Raw genomic sequence first — 17,441 nt, 5'->3', positions numbered from 1 at the left:
TTCATATTTACATTTAACTCTTGGTTGTCTATTAGCATTTCCCTTTTAATAATTAATCAATGGATTATAGCTATTCCATTTATAAAGCACTGCATATCCGCAATGATATTTGAACAAGGTTTAATCTTATTTCTGATCTGCTATTCCAACTTCGACTATCCCATTCAACACCACTTAAATCATCACCGCCATACAAGATAATACCTAATTTCACATTTCTAAATTGTGAAACAGCCATAAATGCTGCTGCTTCCATTTCTACAGTTACACACCCTTCTGCTTTCCGCAACTCAACCTTTTCTTTAGTCTCTCTGTAAAATGAATCTGTCGTCCAAGTTTTGGCCTTTATATACCTTATATTATGTATATTAAAATCGTCCTCTATGATTTTTAATACCTCTAGATTACATTCAATTTCTCTTGATGGCTTAATGTAATGGTATGATACCCCTTCATCTCTCACTGCAGAATCTGGTACTATTACATGTCCAACAGCAATGTCTTTTTGTAATACACCTGCACCACCACACACTATAAATTTCTGAAAACCATAGGCTATCAGTTCTTCTAAGAATCCTGCTGAACCTGCAGCTCCTAAATACCCCAAAGTAATATGTACTTTTTTTCCTTGATAATATGTTTCATATATTGGCAAATCTACAGTCTCGCAATGTAGACATGCAACTTCTTTCAACTTTCCCTCCGTTTTCATCTTTTCAATTACATCTCTAAAAAATGTTATGACACAGTATTCAAATTCTTCTTTTGGATTGATAAAATTAGTTGCTTCTATTATTGCAACTCGCGATTCATCAAATTCCAATATCGGGAATTCTTTACTATCAATTTTTTTGCTCTCCATCTCAACTTACCTCCAAAGGAATTAAATTTTTTTATTATTTCTTTGCGGCTATTACATATAACGTTACTGTATTCACGACGTCCCAACCTCTACTATGAATTAGCTATAATCTTCTTTGTTAAGTTAAACTCATGACGGCATTCATAGTAATAACTTTTGAGTTTATATCCTCCAGCTTTAAATACAGACTTATGTTGATACCACACTATAATTAGCGTTCCTTCAAAAAGGATTCTACGAAGGATATAAACTATTCTGTTAAAGAGAGCGCTTCTATTTTGAGCAAATTGTTGAAGTGTTTCGGATTGAAACTGAACATGTTTCTCTTCATCACTTAAAATCTGATTACATAAATCTATTAATACTTCTGACTTTGTAGATTTTTGCAAGGCTTTATAGTACAACTTAGCAATGATCTCAGCAGTTAATAGAACAATGACTGATTGCTCTAGACTCGCATATCGACGTAATCTTCTAAATACATTGTCCACCCAATGTCTACGAAGAAGTGGGATTCCCTGTACCTTCATAAATCTGCCTAGATCTCTAGCGTGCCTCTGTTCTTCTTTAATGAATTCTATAAGTGCTTCATAGTAATCCTGATCTTGTGTCTGATGTACATATTCTTGCGCACGTTTAATTAGATATTTACCTTCAGAGTTTTCTCCTAATTGAAACTGTTGAATTGACTTAATGATTATTTCTCTTTCATTAGTTGTTAATTTATAGTTGTCATCCCAATGAATATATTTGAGATTTTGATTATTTCTTCGATAATATTGCACCCATTTCGAGAAAGTGATATTCATTATTTGCTCCTAAAATGTAATAGGTTTATGTCAGATAATCTTCGTGTGTTCACGACGTCCAACTCCCTTAAGCCCGAATGACGGCCGCGATGTGGTAGGGAGTTGGAGGTGTCCGGCTGATTCCACTTCCCTGCTGCTGCCAATTACTTCTCCGAATCCTCATCTAACTCCTGCCGGACCAAGGGCCGAATGACTCGAAGCATGAATATGGTGTTAGGTAATATCTTCCAAATTATTCATATCACTTCAAAACCTTTATCTGTTCTGTAATATAGGATCCTTCTTGGAAAATCAAACAATTTAATTGCATCCCATATGCGCATCCGCCATCGATTCCTATCTTGTCATCACTAAACCAAATATCTGATGTGCCATGGATGTCTATTGTTTTTGTATGCCCAAAAATAATTTTTTTGTTTAGATCAAAGCTAGCTCGAATAAATTCATCCTTAATATACATAAAGTCATGTTCAGGCTGGTTCTTCCAATCAATAAAATTGGGATTCAAACCGGCGTGAACATAAATGTGATCTTTGTCTTCGTGATAAAAAGGTAGTTTACTTATATAGTCAATGTGATGATAATAATGAGTTTTTATAAATTCTATCGCCTGGTTCAGGATCTCATCAGATATTTCTTCATTATTTATATCACAATAACTTTGGAGCGTTTGTTTCCCTCCGTGTTCTAGAAACTTTGATCTTACCGTTACGCTATCACTGTTTATCAAATCAACTAATCGTTGGTCATGATTACCTCGTAAGGCAATTGCGTTATGATTCATTACTAGTTGGATTACTTTATCAACTACTTCTTTACTGTTAGGCCCTCTATCTACATAATCACCTAGCAAAATCAACTTATCCTTAGTAGAGTTGTATTCGGTAAGTTGCAATATCTGATCTAACTGATCGATACATCCATGAATATCGCTAATCATAATTGTACGCTTCATAGAATCTCCTATTTTATCAATGTTTTTAGTTCTTGGGGTTTTCAGTTAACGTTCCTGTATTCATGAACCCCAAAGGAGTTGTCTGCTGAAATGCTTCTCCGAATCCCTTCTCGAAGACCAAGGCTCCATCGGAGCCGCTGCCTGAATATTATGTTATAAGATGTCGGGGGCCCCCTTGAGCTACTTACAAAATGCTCTTTTTTCGTACTCAGTTGCTTTTGTTCTTAACTATTATTCTGGTACTTCAACGTATTCCGATAGTCTAGATTTCAATATCTCTATTAATTCTTCATCCATATATTCATAATCATCCGATATATTTAAGCATACCAAACGTTTGTTTATTAGTTTATTTGAGAATTTATCTTTAAGTCTTCTTACATGTTTTTTCTCCATTACAAAAATCATTTCTGCCCATCCAACGTGTCCTTCAGTGACTCTAATTCTAGCTCCCTCTTCTGTTCCAGCAGATCGCACTTGATATCCATTGTATCCATCAAAAATCTTCTCTGCTGTTAAGCTGCGCCATTTGTTTCGACTACAAATAAATAGTAATTTAATGCTTCGTCACCTATCTCATATCTATTTTTTTGTTTTATTATAGCACCTGAATTTAAGCAATTATCCCGATTTCTTATAACGTTTTGTATTGACGATGTCCTGGCCCCTTAGAGTCGCTGCTTATAGTTGTGAGGCTTGCCGAACACCTAATGCAGTGACGTCCCGACGGGCTTAGGGGCTGAATTTGGTCATTCGCTTCTCAGAGTGACCCGGATCGTCAATATTTTTTAGTCGAAGGAAGTTCTGGAAGCAGCCATTGCATTTAAAGCGTTCTCCAAATAGCTATTTACTTCATCTGCAATTCCCAGAAACTCTTCAACAAGTACATTACTATCCAAGTAACAAGCATACAGATAATCAACTAAAGCAGAGTCAATCTCACAATAGTTTAATATGGCATTCTTCATCTTAATCATGTCATCTTGCCATACCCCTGTATCTTCTAAAACCAAAGAGTATAATGCACGAATTAATCTCTTCGAATACCCTTTAATATACCTAGTTTTCATTGTGTTATCACTAGCATTAGAAAGTAAACGATGTATACGATTTACTTCCTCCTTGGTCTCTGTATTTAAGTCTAAAATGAACTCTGGAGAAATAATGATCGGTGGTACTTTTTCACCAATGTCATGACCATATAGGCAAACACAAATGATCTTAACCCAAAAACCCCACTCATTCGGTTTACTTAATACATCGTCAATCGAGCAAATTATCGTATCAATCTTAGTTACTACTGGATATTCTTTCAAAAGCCTGTCTTTAATATTTGACAATCTTTCGTAATCAATATCTTTGGGATTTACACATACAATAGTAAAGTCTGCATCTGACTTAAAAGGTTTAGCCGTTCCTTTTGGAATCGAGCCACACATATAAATGCTATGAATCTTACCTTTAAATTCGGCAAGTATATGATCTATATACTTATCAACTAAATCCTTATATTCACTTTGTATTACAATTCTATTTATAACTTTTTCTAATATCATATAGACTCCTCCTAAACTAAGAAATTCTTTTGGCTAACGTTTCTGTATTCACGATGCCTGACGCATGTCAGGTGTGTCCGGCTTTCTCCGCTTCCCTGAAATGCTTCTGCTGGACCGAGGGCGTATGCCCGATGCGTGAATATATTGTTATCTAATTTTCAGGGTAATCTATGAATAACTTTCAATAATGTTTCAACTATGATCTTCAATCAGTATTAACTTCTTATCTTTCATTTGAAATATTGATTTCCCTTGAAGTTTTAATGTTTCTCCTGCTTTCATTCCATTAGGGAGATCACTGGACAATACTCCCTCATAATCAATGTCAACCTCTGCTTTATCTCCTGCAAAAGTAATGTTCTTTATTACTTGACGCCTTTGAGAAAATACCTGAATTGACTGCTCTGCTAATGTGCGAAATTCCTGAATCCCCTTTGTTTCCGAATTCACTTCACCTTTAGAAAAGTTTCGAAAATGAATATTTTCATTTAAAACTCCTATCATTCCATCAATGTTAAACGTGTTATATGCGCTCAGGTATTTTTCAATAAGATCTTTTAAATTTGAGTTCTCCAAGTCGAATCACACTCCTAGATTTTGATATTATATATTTGTCCTGATTTCAGATAACGTTTCTGTATTCACGAATCCGAGAGGCTCAAAGGAACGTAGCGACTGGGTCCGTCAGGACCTAGCCTCTCAGTGGTTGTCGCCTGAGTCCGCTTCCGTTCTACTGAATTTCGCTAAAACCTCATCAATGTTATCCCATTCATAAATTAATTCATTTAGAACTTTTCCTCCGATTATTATTTGAATTGATTTACATAATTTAGCTCCATAATGTTCATAGAAATATCGTGTCTTATTATCTTCTAGAACTTCAACAAATATCTTTTGATAGCCTAAAAATTTAAATTGTAGAAACAGTTGTTTAAGTAATTCTTTCCCTAAACCTCTTCCATGATATTCCTTAAGTATGTATATAGATGTTAAATCACTAGAATTGGCTACTATATTTGTTTCTCTCTTCCAAGAATCTGCAAATCCAATAATTTCTCCTTCTGGGTTTTCTGCTATAACTACAAAATTATCTTCTCTTTCAATATTTTTAATCCATAATTCAGTTCTTTTTTTTATATGATAGATTATATAAGAATTCATCTGGAATAATACCTTTGTAAGTTGTTCTCCAACTATCCACATAAACTTTTGCAATGCCTTCTGCATCATTAATCGTTGCTTTTCTTATTTGCATAATAACCACCTCATAAGATTAGTTAAAACGAATATTTCAAGCACTTAGCCATAACTGTATATAATGCGTAGCATTATACAGTTCCTATCTTGTAATTTATTTACGATGATTTCTCATAACTTTCTTGTATTCACGAAACGCCCCGGCCTTAGATAGCTCTTATCTTAGGCTGGGGCGTTTGTTGACTGAGATTTCTTCCATGATTATACATCTTTCAATCAAGGGACGATAGCCCTACAGCTTGAATACTGTGTTAAACGCAGTTTCTGGCTTCATCGAATTATCAAATATTTGCTTTCAGTTTGTTTTATATGATGCAGCATATGGTTTATATTCTATAAAATTGTCTATTAGTTTGAAATAGATTCTCCCAATTATCCATCGAAATACTCCAATCATCAGGAATCCCATTGAAATAGATATCATTCATCCCGTGATGCATTTATGACCCGATATGGCTTTCTTTATCCATAACCATTCGCAACACGCTTTCCTCGAGACACAAAAAAAGACAAGGCTATCTAAACGGTATCGATCATAAAAAAGTACTGGATAAGGAGAGAAGCATATTAGGAATAAGTAAATGGCATACAGGAAAACATAAATCCGGGAACTTCATTAACTAACGGATCTAGGAGGTCGTCAAATGGCAAAGTTTTTCGTTTTAATAATATTATTATTGGTGGCAGGCTGTTCGTCCCATAACAATATGATGCAAAAACAAGTGACTCCTGAGCAAAAACAAATTTCAATTCATGATCATGCTGCACCAAACTCTGTCCTCACACAGGCATCATCAACAGCTACATCGTGGCAAGAGAGATCTATTACAACAAAAGAAGCCCAAAATGGAATTCCATTAGATTTGTTGGATCTGGTTCGAACACCGGATGGAAATCCAGTAAACCAGGCACCTGCAGGAAATCCTGAAAATAAGGAGCCAACAGGACAAGTACAGGAAGGTAAAAAAAATACTACGGATAAAACCGATTTTGAGCAGCAGGTTATGGATCTAGTCAATCAAGAAAGGGCCAAAACAGGATTAAGTTCCTTGAGTAGGAATGAAGAATTGTCAAATGTGGCTATGGTCAAGGCACAGGACATGTACAACAACAGTTACTTTGATCATAATTCGCCAACACATGGATCCCCCTTCGATATGATGAAGGAATTCGGGATCACATATAATACCGCTGGAGAAAACATCGCAAAAGGGCAAACCTCCCCTACCCAGGTTATGAAGGAGTGGATGAATAGCCCTGGCCACAAAGCAAATATACTGAATAATAGTTATACTCATATCGGTATTGCTTATTATAACAACACATGGGTCCAGGAATTTACTGGGTAGCGCCTTTCATCTCCCAACAATAAAGTATCAAAAGCCCGCAATTTATGTCGGGTTTTTGATACTTACAGATCCTGCATACGCCACCAGTTGTTTTGTTTCCTCGAACCGGATTAAATCGTAAATATTATCCATATTCATCTTATTTGCATTAATTTCACCTACCGTTTTTACGTGATAGATTGTCAAACCAAGTGCGACAGTTCCTCTGTGAAAGATTCGTGAGCTGTTTTCCAGCCCAGACATTTCCGAGGGCGATGGTTGATTAAATGAAGCGAACGATCCAATGCTGCATCTAATATTTGAGTAAAGTCTGTGCCCTTGGGAAAAAACTCACAAAGTAAGCCGTTTGCATCCTAATTTGAACCTCGTTGCCAGGAAGAGAAGGTCGGCAAAATAGATCTGTACGTCGTGCGTTTCCTCCAAGTTCGTGTAGCAGGCACATTCCTTCTCACGGTCTGTTGTAGCAGTTTGAAAAGCTACAGCAAGATACTGAGCAGCGGCTACACCAAAGGCAATCTCCATCGATAGAGCCGTACGAATAGGCATTTGAATCACGGTGTACAGGCGTGTTTTCCGTTCAATGAAGGTTGCTAAATTGTCGATGTAGGATTTCTAGCTTGCTGCGTTCGATTATGCTAAGATGTGAATAACTCATGAACTGATTCTCCTTGTGTGAATTCTGGTGTGGTAATTTTCATTCTACACGAATCAGGCTATGGGCCATTTTTTTATTTCCAGTAGGTGTCGCAAATCATATTACAATCCGTCATGTTTATAAACACGAGAGGCTTAATGAGCGTCTGCTTTTCTGCTTAACACTCTACTACCTTTAATGTTTCTAATGCAGTACATTCAGCTATTGTGACACTTGCATTTAGCCATGGTTGGACTTCTGCAATGACAGTTTCCTTAGCTTCTGCTACATAGAGATAAGAAATACCTTTTGGATTTACCCTACCATAAGAAGCTTTTCCGTCAGGCGGAGCTCCTAAATCCTTATCCTCATTAAACGGACTCAATCCATTAACCCTTGCTCTATAAAATTTTTGACCATTCATCACTTCATATGTTTTTGTTACAAGACTGGAAAGATAATCTTTGATAAAATCATGATCCTGATCGATCAAAAACCTATTATTTTTGAATAGTTCCGTAAATTGAGAATACTTGTTCAGAGCATCATCATTATTGGATATATATATTTCCATCTCTCATTTCTCCTTTTATTATGCTTGTAGTTCTGAGTATTTCCGATAACGTTCCTGTATTCACGACCCGACGCACGTCGAGTGTTCGGCGGATGCCGAATCCAGGGCGTATGCCCGCAGCGTGAATATTATGTTATACGAAGATTCAGACGCCTTTGACTACACTTTAACTTCTTTATTGCCCTTCTCCTCTATTCTACGTACAATTAAAAGCAAAGAATCAAAGGAGGAAAGGATATGAAATGGTCTGAGGCTAGAGTTCAGTTTCCTGATCGTTGGGTTCTTGTTGAAGCAATTTCAGCCTACTCAGCTAATAACATGCGTAATATTGAAGAATTCTCTGTCATTAATGATTATGAAGATACTAAGCTTGCTTGGGATGCTTACAAAAAACATCATTCTTCTGAACCTTCACGTGAGTACTATATCTTTCATACTGCCAATGAGAACATCGAAGTTCAAGAACAAGAATTCATTGGAATTAGAGGTCTTCGATGAGAATAAGATTAGTTAATGGCCTTCCTATTATTGAAGTTTTATTCACTTATCAAAATCAATCTGTCTTGCTTCCCAATGTATTATTGGATACAGGATGTGCAACTACCATCTTTGATATTGATTTAATCGAGCCTACTGGCCTAACCATTGATCCTATACAAGGTCGTGCCGTTCGAATGTATGGAATTGGAGGTCAAAGTGAACTTTCATTTCAACAGCCCGTTCACTCGTTGACCTTAAACCACCATACATTAAATGATTTCGTCATTCAGCTTGGACAAACAAAAGAACCTTATGGTTTCGATGGAATCTTAGGTGTGGATTTTTTATCGACATTGCAATTGAATATCGATTTTAAAGATATGGTAGTTAGAAAACCCTAACTGCTTTTTTCTTTTCTGAATTTTCGTATAACATTCCTGTATTCACGACCCGACGCATGTCGGGTGTCCGGCTTATGCCGGACCAAGGGCGTATACCCGCAGCGTGAATAATATGTTAGATGATGTCATTGTCTTCACCGATTAACTTACAAAGATCTTATATAAGTGCCTTACTAATTACAGTTTCAATCACTCTTTTATTATTCTGGTATATAATTTTGATCAATGATATTTCTTGTACTTCAGTTTGCATACTCTCTAATCTTTTTGTAGTGAAATGTAATGCTTCTAAAAGTTTTTGATCATCTAAGTGGTTGGCAATCGTACAATGGGGTATCCATCTTTCAGGGTGATACATCAGATTGGAAAAAGCATTATATTTCTTGAAGTGGTTATGATAATTAGAGTGAAAGTTTATAAGTTCCTCGGTCGGATTTGGGGATAAGAATAAGGCTCCGCTGTTCATAAAGGTTCCTAATGTGTTGTAGCTAAGACGAATTTTTGGAGCCGAATTATAGTAACCATCAAACAATTCGCTATACTCCGATTCCTTTAGATCTGAATAATCTGCTAGTGTTAGATGAGGCTTTCTATTCTCAATCTCATAAGCATAGTTAGATATACCGCTATCGCTTAATTCCTTCCAAAGCGTTTTTATGATTCGTTCTGTTTCTAAATCAAAATGAAGGACTACTCCATACAAAATTAAATCCCTACTTTCTACTGTATGTATTCAATAAATACTAATAAGAGTTTTTACATTCTGCAATGATTTCGTTTAACGTTCCCGCATTCACGACGTCCCACCGACTTAAGCCCCGCCAGTGACGGCCGCGATGCGGTTAGTCGGTCGGATGATGTGTCCGCTGATCTCGCTTCCCTGCAGTTTGCTTCTCGCGGACCGAGGGCCGTCAGGCCCGAAGCGTGGATATAATGTTATACGCAGTACCTGACATCTTCGAATCTCATTCACATTAGCTCTTTTTGTATATCTTCTCTAGTGTTTTATAATCTTCATTAAGAAAAGTCATTTTTGGAACTTTGTCTAACCATTTAACTCCTGTTTCTAAGAATTCATTCCGATTAATCAGATCTTTAGGGTTATTTAGATCAATCCCAATCCGGTTCCATCTAACTTGATCAAGAGTAGTTTCAACTTCAGCTACAATTAAACTGCATGATAGATCACAGTCATCTGGGCACATTAAGATTGGTACTATCTTAACTTCGTCTGTTGCGTTAAATGTGTTCTCAACTATGTTGGACTCCTCATCAACACTCATCCAGTCAACTATCGTTGGAATTAACCCCAAAAACAAATCATCAGGATATAATTCATTCAAAATATGATCCAAAGGCTTTCCATCAACATAAATGATTGGATGAGCTTCTTTTACATATTTACTTTTCATGTTCTCGACTAAAATCTTATTTATCACTTAATTGCACTCCTTTGAACTACAAAAAAAACAAAATCCAGAAATTGCGTATAACGATCCCGTATTCACGACCCGACGTATGTCGGGTGTCTGGCGAATGCCGTACCAAGGACGAATGTCTGCAGCGTGAATATTATGTTATAGGATGTCGGTGCTTTAAAAGTTTATAATATATTCAGTTGATGCCCTTTATGCTTTTTTTAATCTCTTCATCAGTAATCAATTTATTAATACTTCCGTCTTGATTTCTAATTAATAATTTATGCTTTCCATAAGGATTAACTTCAATTGTTTCATCAGTCTTTAAAAATGGAACACAATATGATAATCCTAACAATTCAATCAAATGACCAGAAATCTCAAGAAATTGCCCTTTCAAGTAAAAAGAACCTTGTGCCATATCCTCAAAGCCTTTATGTATATTAGTGGATGCTAATTCACTTAACGAAGTAATAACATTTCTATTCTCATCATAAAAATTTTCTATAAGAACTTGAACTTTACCTTCTACTAATTTTCCTTCTTTTATCAATTGATCAATCTTCTCTTTTCCATTCTCCGAAAAAATTGGTGTATAGACAATCTCATTATCTTTGGGCGTAAAGATACTTATAGTTATAAGAATCTTCGTTATTCTTCCTTCTTCATCTAACTCTGTTGACGGCCTTAAATTATACAATTGTATATCCTTCCCAAACATCTTCGAACTTGCTTCTGCATATTCCATAGCTGGCTTTGTATAATCCGTTGCAGAAAAGAATGCTCCACCTGTTACTTCATTTAGGTCCACTAAAGCTCCACTTAACTTTTGAATATCTCCTCTACCCACTTTTGCTCCCTTTACAGTATAATCCTTTGCCTCGCTCATTCTTTTTTTGGATTTATCTTCTAGCATCACATCTATTTGATATAATGTGTTACTAAACTCTCCTCTAAGTTTTTCATCATGCGTTACCTTGCTCTCTTTGTATAGCAATTTCATAACAGCGGCTGAAATTTTCTCATATGCTTCTCCACTTTTTTAGGCTTGAATCCAAAAAGTTCTTCAAATAAAACATCAATTTTTGAAATCATTTTCTTCCCTCCAATAATCATTTAATATTCTTCTATATCTTTTAATTGATAGTTCTTACAGATTTCCTATAACGTTTCTGTATTCACGACTCAGAGTAGCTGAGTGTCTGGCGAATGCCGGACCCAGGGCGTATGCCCGCAGCGTGAATATTATGTTATGTGATTAGCCTGACATCCTCGGAAAATATATTCATTTCGTTTTCATCTCCTAAGAAAATATTACAACCCTAACTCATTCTTCATTTGTTCAAGTATATTCTGTCTTAATATATCAGCATCAATATATATACTATCTACTAAGTCCTGTATATTGATTGTTGCTTCTTTTTTGTTCAATCTTGCAAGATATGTATCAATATGTTCTTGAGGTCTTTTGTTAATTATGTTGTTTAGATAATCCAGTATTGCTTTATCTGTCTTATCTCCGAATGTAGCTTCTGCAATAAAAAAAGAACCGATTAATTTAGGTTTATTTTTATCATACTCAACTAAGCCTTCATATTCATATGGCAAATACTCTTCCAACTCATCTTCTATTCTTCTTTTTTCTTCCATAGAAGCAAATTTTTTTCCTTTTGTTCTTGAATGAAGTTCAAGATTAAATTTTAGTTTTGCACTTAGCAAAGTATGATGCATAGCAAGGTCATCTGTAAGTCTTGAAAATATCCCAAACTTCTTATCCCATTTTTCTTGTTCTTTAGTTTTATCAAACTGCCAGTTCCATAATGAAAAGGATAAAATTGTAGTAATTAGACTTGTTGTCAGGGCTGTTAGTATAGTGTTTCTCAATAGAACCTTCCAATTTTCACTTACTTTTTTCCCAGGGTTGTTATTTTTTCTTGACATATGTTTCTACCACATTTCTTAAAATAATTATTTAGTAGCTGTGAACACTTTTTTTAAAGTTTATACAGATTTTCAAATGATTCGGTTTTTCACATAACGTTCACGTGTTCACGACGTCCCACCGACTTAAGGCCACAACGTGGCCGGGCGCGATGCGCTAAGTCGATGCGGATGTGTCTGGCTGCTCTCTTCTCCGAATTCCCTCTGCCAGATCGAGGGCGAATGCCCGATGCGTTAACACCGTGTTATGTAATTACTATGCCATCTAGAATTACTACAAGGTTAAGATCGATAATTTATATCAAATTCACCATATAATGATTTTGTAAAGCCATCAATTCCTGGATAAATAGTTTCACTAGATATATTCATTAACTTTAATTCTCTTCTAATTTCATTATGAAAATCTTTTGGAATATTCACTTTAAGCAATGCACATTCCTGATTCAATAACTCTATTAAATCTTCATCATGATTATCAATTATCTTACTTATTGGTAATTCCTTTCTAAATCTATTTACAGTTAAGGACAGATTGTATTCAAATGCTTGATGTCCTTCAAATGGAATAGCGAATAGACCTTGCTGACTGGAGAGTCGCTCATGTATATTAAAGGGCTCAATTAACATTACAAGTGGGCTTGAAGTTTGTTCAATTAATTTTTCATTACAATATTTTCTTGTCCCAAAATACTTCTCATCCTCTAAACCTCTCCATTTTTCTGTTTCAAGACCCTTCGCATTGATTAACTTTTTATTTAGGCAGAAGACAGTAGATTCTTGCAATGCCTGATCAATTGAAAAAAACAAAGCCACAAAGTATGAATAGGAAAAGTCTAATAATCTCGTTGGTCCTCCATGATGTTGTATTAAAGATAACCACTCTAAAACATTCTCTACTTCTGGAGGCTTTTCCAAGTAATGAAAAGCTCTACGTTGAAATTTTTCAATAATTTTTCTTTCAATCATTGGAATATCTCTAATATTAGAGTTATTGATTTTAGCTCCTCTTTCTAATGTAGTTTGTAATGACCATTGACTATTTGATTGTCCCCTAAATACCCACTTTTCAATGCTTCTAAATAACTTTCTGCAGTCTTCCCATGAATTAATCGTATACTCACAGAAAATATTGTCACTGTGCTTACTCATAAAAACACCTCTTAAGTTATTTTTTTTTGTTAGAATCAGATTATATATAATTGTAAATTGCTTTTGCATAGGTTTCACATAACGTTGTGTATTCACGAACCCTCACTGGCTTAAGCGCGTAAGCGCGGGTCGACGGACTTAGCCAGTGCAGGGTTGTCGCCTGATTCAGCTCCCCCGAAATCCCTCCCTAGCGACCGAGGGCGAATGCCCGATGCGTGAATATGTTGTTATGAGATGATGATGTTTTCTATGGATTACTTTCAAATATTACGCTAGAATATGGTTTTATTACTTGATCCGAAAAATATTCTTTAAAGAATTCATTAGTTGTTCTAGGAAATTTACAATGTTCTAAAGATTCTTCTAGCCTATACACTGTCCTCTTAATTTCATTAATGGGTAACCATTCAATCCCAACCTGTCCAACATCAGCTTGTAGGCTTCTTAATTCATTATTTAGGAAATGAGTGCTGCACTCATAAATAAAATCAATAGAATGAACCTCCTTCATTATGAAAGAGTATTCATGATTGCGCGATATGTATTCTCTTACACAAACTAACCTACTACTCGATATTTCGATACCCAGTTCTTCCATACACTCGCGACTTAAAGCCTGTTCCAATGTTTCATTCTCTTCTTGAGCTCCTCCAGGTAGTACATAATAAACACCTATATTTGCTCTCTTTTTCTTTATTAATAAAAGATTGTCTTTCTGAATAATCAATGCTCTTACTGTATTTCGAATCATTTAGAATAATCCCCCTCTACATCACTATCTCATAACGTCCCTGTATTCACGACCCAGCGTGTGCTGGGTGTCCGGCGAATGCCGGATCAAGGACGTAGGTCCGCAGCATGAATATTATGTTATATGCTGTTCCTGGGTTCAATAAGTTATAAATTGAATGGTTTATTTATCATGAAGTATATTTCATTGACATAAGGACTCAGCCTAGAGTTTATTCTACTCTTCGCTAAGTCCTTATTTCAAAATCAATATCTCTTAATCTTGTTTTGATAGCGAATAATCTTCCGAAATAGACCATATATCTTCAAAATGCTTATTGTATATTTCAAAAATCCCTTTATCAATCTCCTTTAAATTCATTAAGGGAGCAGCAGCTCCTCTCAATCCATAAAGATGAGGAGTCACTAACATTTCTGAATCGAATTTATAAATTGAATTGTAGAGTGGTGCATCATGTAGTCTAATTTCTATAAATCCTTGTTCTAGTAAAGGACTTAATCTGGCCAACGTTGTTTTAATTCGGTCAGAAATAGATCCTTCGTTCTTCTCTTCTTCGTTTCTTGCTTTTATGTAGTAGCCATCAGGCTTACCTAATAAAATTCTTATACGACATCCTTCTTTGTTTTTAGTTTCAATCAGCTCATTGAACTCATAATGCTCTGGAAGGAAATGAACAGCATATCCTAAAATATCTATAGTCGACTTAGATTCTTTAATTTTCTTTATCCATATCTCGTTATCTATTGACATCCTTCTGCTCCATATCCCTATCAAACCTACTTTGGATGTTTGATTTAAGAGTTCCACCGACTCTTTCAAACTCAAATCCAACTTTTGCAAACTCGAAACTATAGGAAGAATAGGACTACCTACGAAATGATTCAACAAAAAATATATGATAGCCGAGGCAAGTATAGATGTTCCAATACTAGTGAAAATACCATTGATAGTGTTTCCTAAGAATTGGCCACTTACAATAGCAATAACCCCTAAAAGTAAAACAACAATATATACGAGCAATTCATTTTTATTTTTTTCCAATTCCAATCCCTACCTAATCATTGATTTTGAAGAGTTCGAGAAGAAATCCTCTAACCTAATTTTTTGTGCTGGATGCATATTCACTTTAAACACTTCTTCTTTTTCAAAAAATCTAACTTCGTAAGACTCATTGCTAACACTAATTTCACCTGATTCTAAAATGCAATGAAAACAAATTGAAAATTGTTGTCTGATCTCTCCATTTGAATACTCGATTATATGATTGGGATCTGAATATATGCCAATAAGTTTTTCTACTCGAACTTCTAAACCAGACTCCTCTTTCACTTCTCTTATCACAGTTCTCTCAATATTTTCTCCATACTCCATTGCTCCTCCAAGTAGAGACCAAGAATTATTGTCTCTTCTTCTATGAAGTAATATTTGATTTTCACTATTAGTCACAATGGCCGAAGCTGCTGCAATAATAGAATTTGGCTTAGGAGCGTTATTGTCATAATAATAATCTTTTCTACTCAAAAATTAGCACCCTTTCTAGTTAGCTATCTAGCTAAATTTATTTTAACACGGCTATTGTGTTAACTTGTACATATTTCTCAGGAATTGCATATAACGTTCAAAGGTTCACGACGGGCTTCATCCTTATATAGCTCTTATCTTAGGATGAAGTCTGTGTTGGTGATTTACTTCTATTGTATTGACATCTTCCAACCAAGGACGATTGTCCACTGCGTGAAACTTGTGTTATAGGATGTCAGCGCCTTCTTCGATTCACATGCAAAAGGTCTTTTATTCCTTGTTAACTTATAGAGTAATTTCTTTAAGAATCTTATCCTTACTCATCTTAACTTGTTCAATCATATGCCCAATATTACCCTCACCTGCAAACAATGACATATCGAAAAAATCCTTATTTAAATCGGACCAGTATAATTCATTTTCATCCCCGTAGACGTCTACATGATAATTTAACTCGCCAAAATAAACTTCCACGTAACATTCTTGAATATAGTATTTGAAGTCCATTAAATGATGTAGAATAATATCTTTATTAGATATGCCAGTCTCTTCAAATAATTCTCTATATGCCGCCATAATGCCGGATTCTCCGTGTTCAATTTTACCGCCAACAAGATTACTTAAACCCTTATATGGATTCCTTGATCGCTTGCACATAAGTAATTTATCCATATCTTTGCTGTAAATCATGAGCACATTATACCCTTGCACTATTGATCCCCCTTTTAGAGACATTTAATATTGTCTGCTAGTTGATTTTTAACATATTGCGCTGATTTCCTATAACATCTAATTTATGTACTTCGTAAATACCACACACCCTGCATGATATGTGAACTACGTATATGATAACCTATGGTGCAGTATTTGCGAAGAAAAATTTGGTGAAAAAGGTAGATTTATAGCAACACTCAATCTCCCAGATCCAAACGATCCAGCGGGCTCTGAATACGCTGAATATTCTTCGTACTAACATGCGTATATCGCTGTGTTGTTCGTGCACTCGTGTGACCAAGCAGCTCTTGGATATAGCGCAGGTCTGTTCCGTTTTCCAGTAAATGCGTGGCGAAAGAGTGTCTTAAGACATGAATACTAACCTTCTTCACAATGCCTGCACGTTGTCTGGCTTCTTCAAGAACCTTCTGCACACTCCGCTCCGTAAGATGCCGATCAGAAGATTGCCCTGGAAAGAGCCATCGAGTTGGTCTATATTCAGTGACGTATTTCTGCACCATACCCCACGCTAGACTCGATAGGATCGTTCTCCGATCCTTTTGCCCCTCCCCCTGTCTCAAGATGAGTGTTTGCCTTTCAATATCAAGATCGCTGCACCGCAAACGCACAACTTCACTTACACGAAGTCCAGAAGAATAGGTTAGAAACAATATGGCCTTATGTTTAGGATTGGTTACGGATTTGAGCAATTGAGCGACTTCCTTTTCCGACAATACTTGTGGAAGCTTGGTCTGCTTTTTGGGACGAATATACTGGATATCCGTAGGGTGATGAAGTACATGTTTACAATAGAAACGTAGCGCGCTAATTGTCTGATTCACGCTTAAATGGGATATCCCTCGCTCAAGCAAGTCTAGACAATACGTCTGTAAATTAGATGTCGTGACATCCGTTTTTTCAAAAGGAGTATGTTTCAGAAAACGTTCGACCTGATTACAATACGCTTTAATTGTTTTGCGGCTGTATCCTCGTAACTTTAGTGCCTTCTGCAATGGTTCTTTGCTCCATGAGTTATTGTTTCCTCTACTCGCTTTCCAGCGCTGTAG

22 protein-coding genes and 1 pseudogene are annotated in these 17,441 nt (G+C 35.8%); 3 read left to right on the top strand and 20 right to left on the bottom strand.

Going from position 1 to position 17,441, the window contains the following annotated elements:
* Nucleotides 1–79 precede the first annotated feature (79 nt).
* From MKY42_RS08030 to MKY42_RS08000, 7 genes and pseudogenes are all read right to left on the bottom strand, one after another.
* Complete coding sequence (locus tag MKY42_RS08030; protein ID WP_179265448.1) at nt 80–862, bottom strand: nucleoside phosphorylase; 783 nt, start codon at nt 860–862, stop codon at nt 80–82.
* 92 nt (nt 863–954) lie between these two features.
* Entirely contained in the window at nt 955–1,671 is a 717-nt protein-coding gene (locus MKY42_RS08025) for a ferritin-like domain-containing protein (RefSeq protein WP_090894657.1), read from the bottom strand.
* A 241-nt stretch (nt 1,672–1,912) separates the two neighbouring features.
* On the bottom strand, nt 1,913–2,626 hold the full coding sequence (locus MKY42_RS08020; RefSeq protein WP_090894654.1) for a metallophosphoesterase family protein: 714 nt from the start codon (nt 2,624–2,626) through the stop codon (nt 1,913–1,915).
* A gap of 231 nt (nt 2,627–2,857) precedes the next feature.
* Complete coding sequence (locus tag MKY42_RS08015) at nt 2,858–3,187, bottom strand: protein tyrosine phosphatase (RefSeq protein WP_090894651.1); 330 nt, start codon at nt 3,185–3,187, stop codon at nt 2,858–2,860.
* Nucleotides 3,188–3,414: 227 nt separating this feature from the next.
* The gene (locus MKY42_RS08010; protein WP_179265450.1) at nt 3,415–4,182 is read right to left on the bottom strand and encodes a nucleotidyltransferase domain-containing protein; all 768 of its coding nucleotides are present in this window, start codon (nt 4,180–4,182) and stop codon (nt 3,415–3,417) included.
* 192 nt (nt 4,183–4,374) lie between these two features.
* The gene (locus MKY42_RS08005) at nt 4,375–4,758 is read right to left on the bottom strand and encodes a nuclear transport factor 2 family protein (RefSeq protein WP_179265451.1); all 384 of its coding nucleotides are present in this window, start codon (nt 4,756–4,758) and stop codon (nt 4,375–4,377) included.
* Between the two features lie 123 nt (nt 4,759–4,881).
* Nucleotides 4,882–5,437 (bottom strand): annotated as a pseudogene (locus MKY42_RS08000) (GNAT family N-acetyltransferase).
* 646 nt (nt 5,438–6,083) lie between these two features.
* On the opposite strand from MKY42_RS08000, the gene MKY42_RS07995 reads away from it, so the two are divergent.
* Nucleotides 6,084–6,788 (top strand): CAP domain-containing protein, encoded by a 705-nt coding sequence (locus MKY42_RS07995; protein ID WP_090894645.1) that lies wholly within the window; start codon nt 6,084–6,086, stop codon nt 6,786–6,788.
* 42 nt (nt 6,789–6,830) lie between these two features.
* Here MKY42_RS07995 and MKY42_RS07990 read toward each other — a convergent pair whose 3' ends face one another.
* The 3 genes from MKY42_RS07990 to MKY42_RS07980 all read right to left on the bottom strand — a co-directional run bounded on the left by MKY42_RS07990 (nt 6,831) and on the right by MKY42_RS07980 (nt 7,996).
* Entirely contained in the window at nt 6,831–7,031 is a 201-nt protein-coding gene (locus MKY42_RS07990) for a hypothetical protein (RefSeq protein ID WP_339850261.1), read from the bottom strand.
* An 87-nt stretch (nt 7,032–7,118) separates the two neighbouring features.
* Complete coding sequence (locus MKY42_RS07985) at nt 7,119–7,343, bottom strand: hypothetical protein (RefSeq protein WP_339850258.1); 225 nt, start codon at nt 7,341–7,343, stop codon at nt 7,119–7,121.
* A 257-nt stretch (nt 7,344–7,600) separates the two neighbouring features.
* Nucleotides 7,601–7,996: an RES domain-containing protein gene (locus MKY42_RS07980; RefSeq protein ID WP_090894643.1), complete on the bottom strand. Its 396-nt coding sequence runs from the start codon at nt 7,994–7,996 to the stop codon at nt 7,601–7,603.
* A gap of 237 nt (nt 7,997–8,233) precedes the next feature.
* On the opposite strand from MKY42_RS07980, the gene MKY42_RS07975 reads away from it, so the two are divergent.
* Both MKY42_RS07975 and MKY42_RS07970 read left to right on the top strand, forming a co-directional pair.
* Entirely contained in the window at nt 8,234–8,494 is a 261-nt protein-coding gene (locus MKY42_RS07975; protein WP_339850253.1) for a hypothetical protein, read from the top strand.
* On the top strand, nt 8,491–8,877 hold the full coding sequence (locus MKY42_RS07970) for an aspartyl protease family protein (RefSeq protein ID WP_090894639.1): 387 nt from the start codon (nt 8,491–8,493) through the stop codon (nt 8,875–8,877). The genes MKY42_RS07975 and MKY42_RS07970 overlap by 4 nt, the downstream gene beginning before the upstream one ends.
* A gap of 157 nt (nt 8,878–9,034) precedes the next feature.
* Here MKY42_RS07970 and MKY42_RS07965 read toward each other — a convergent pair whose 3' ends face one another.
* The 10 genes from MKY42_RS07965 to MKY42_RS07920 form a co-directional block, all read right to left on the bottom strand.
* Nucleotides 9,035–9,580 carry a 2'-5' RNA ligase family protein gene (locus tag MKY42_RS07965; protein ID WP_177185638.1) on the bottom strand — a complete coding sequence of 182 codons (546 nt, stop codon included), beginning with the start codon at nt 9,578–9,580 and terminating at the stop codon, nt 9,035–9,037.
* A 271-nt stretch (nt 9,581–9,851) separates the two neighbouring features.
* A complete protein-coding gene (locus MKY42_RS07960) occupies nt 9,852–10,289 on the bottom strand; it encodes a hypothetical protein (RefSeq protein WP_339850247.1) in 438 nt (145 codons plus the stop codon).
* A gap of 202 nt (nt 10,290–10,491) precedes the next feature.
* Nucleotides 10,492–11,298 carry a restriction endonuclease gene (locus MKY42_RS07955; RefSeq protein WP_090894633.1) on the bottom strand — a complete coding sequence of 269 codons (807 nt, stop codon included), beginning with the start codon at nt 11,296–11,298 and terminating at the stop codon, nt 10,492–10,494.
* A 311-nt stretch (nt 11,299–11,609) separates the two neighbouring features.
* Nucleotides 11,610–12,236: a hypothetical protein gene (locus tag MKY42_RS07950; protein WP_339850243.1), complete on the bottom strand. Its 627-nt coding sequence runs from the start codon at nt 12,234–12,236 to the stop codon at nt 11,610–11,612.
* 282 nt (nt 12,237–12,518) lie between these two features.
* Nucleotides 12,519–13,484, bottom strand: coding sequence for an FRG domain-containing protein (locus tag MKY42_RS07945; RefSeq protein ID WP_143067003.1), 966 nt, complete (start codon nt 13,482–13,484; stop codon nt 12,519–12,521).
* 151 nt (nt 13,485–13,635) lie between these two features.
* The gene (locus MKY42_RS07940) at nt 13,636–14,139 is read right to left on the bottom strand and encodes an NUDIX domain-containing protein (RefSeq protein ID WP_090894626.1); all 504 of its coding nucleotides are present in this window, start codon (nt 14,137–14,139) and stop codon (nt 13,636–13,638) included.
* A gap of 255 nt (nt 14,140–14,394) precedes the next feature.
* Complete coding sequence (locus tag MKY42_RS07935; protein WP_090894623.1) at nt 14,395–15,180, bottom strand: DUF5919 domain-containing protein; 786 nt, start codon at nt 15,178–15,180, stop codon at nt 14,395–14,397.
* Nucleotides 15,181–15,189: 9 nt separating this feature from the next.
* Nucleotides 15,190–15,660, bottom strand: a complete 471-nt coding sequence (locus MKY42_RS07930) for an NUDIX domain-containing protein (RefSeq protein WP_090894620.1) — start codon at nt 15,658–15,660, stop codon at nt 15,190–15,192.
* A gap of 285 nt (nt 15,661–15,945) precedes the next feature.
* A complete protein-coding gene (locus tag MKY42_RS07925) occupies nt 15,946–16,371 on the bottom strand; it encodes an NUDIX domain-containing protein (RefSeq protein WP_090894616.1) in 426 nt (141 codons plus the stop codon).
* Nucleotides 16,372–16,571: 200 nt separating this feature from the next.
* Nucleotides 16,572–17,387: a tyrosine-type recombinase/integrase gene (locus MKY42_RS07920; protein ID WP_256221933.1), complete on the bottom strand. Its 816-nt coding sequence runs from the start codon at nt 17,385–17,387 to the stop codon at nt 16,572–16,574.
* Between the last annotated feature and the right edge of the window lie 54 nt (nt 17,388–17,441).

It is taken from the genome of Paenibacillus sp. FSL W7-1088 (assembly GCF_037969855.1).
GTDB lineage: Bacteria > Bacillota > Bacilli > Paenibacillales > Paenibacillaceae > Paenibacillus.
This window is presented reverse-complemented; position numbering and strand designations above follow the sequence as displayed.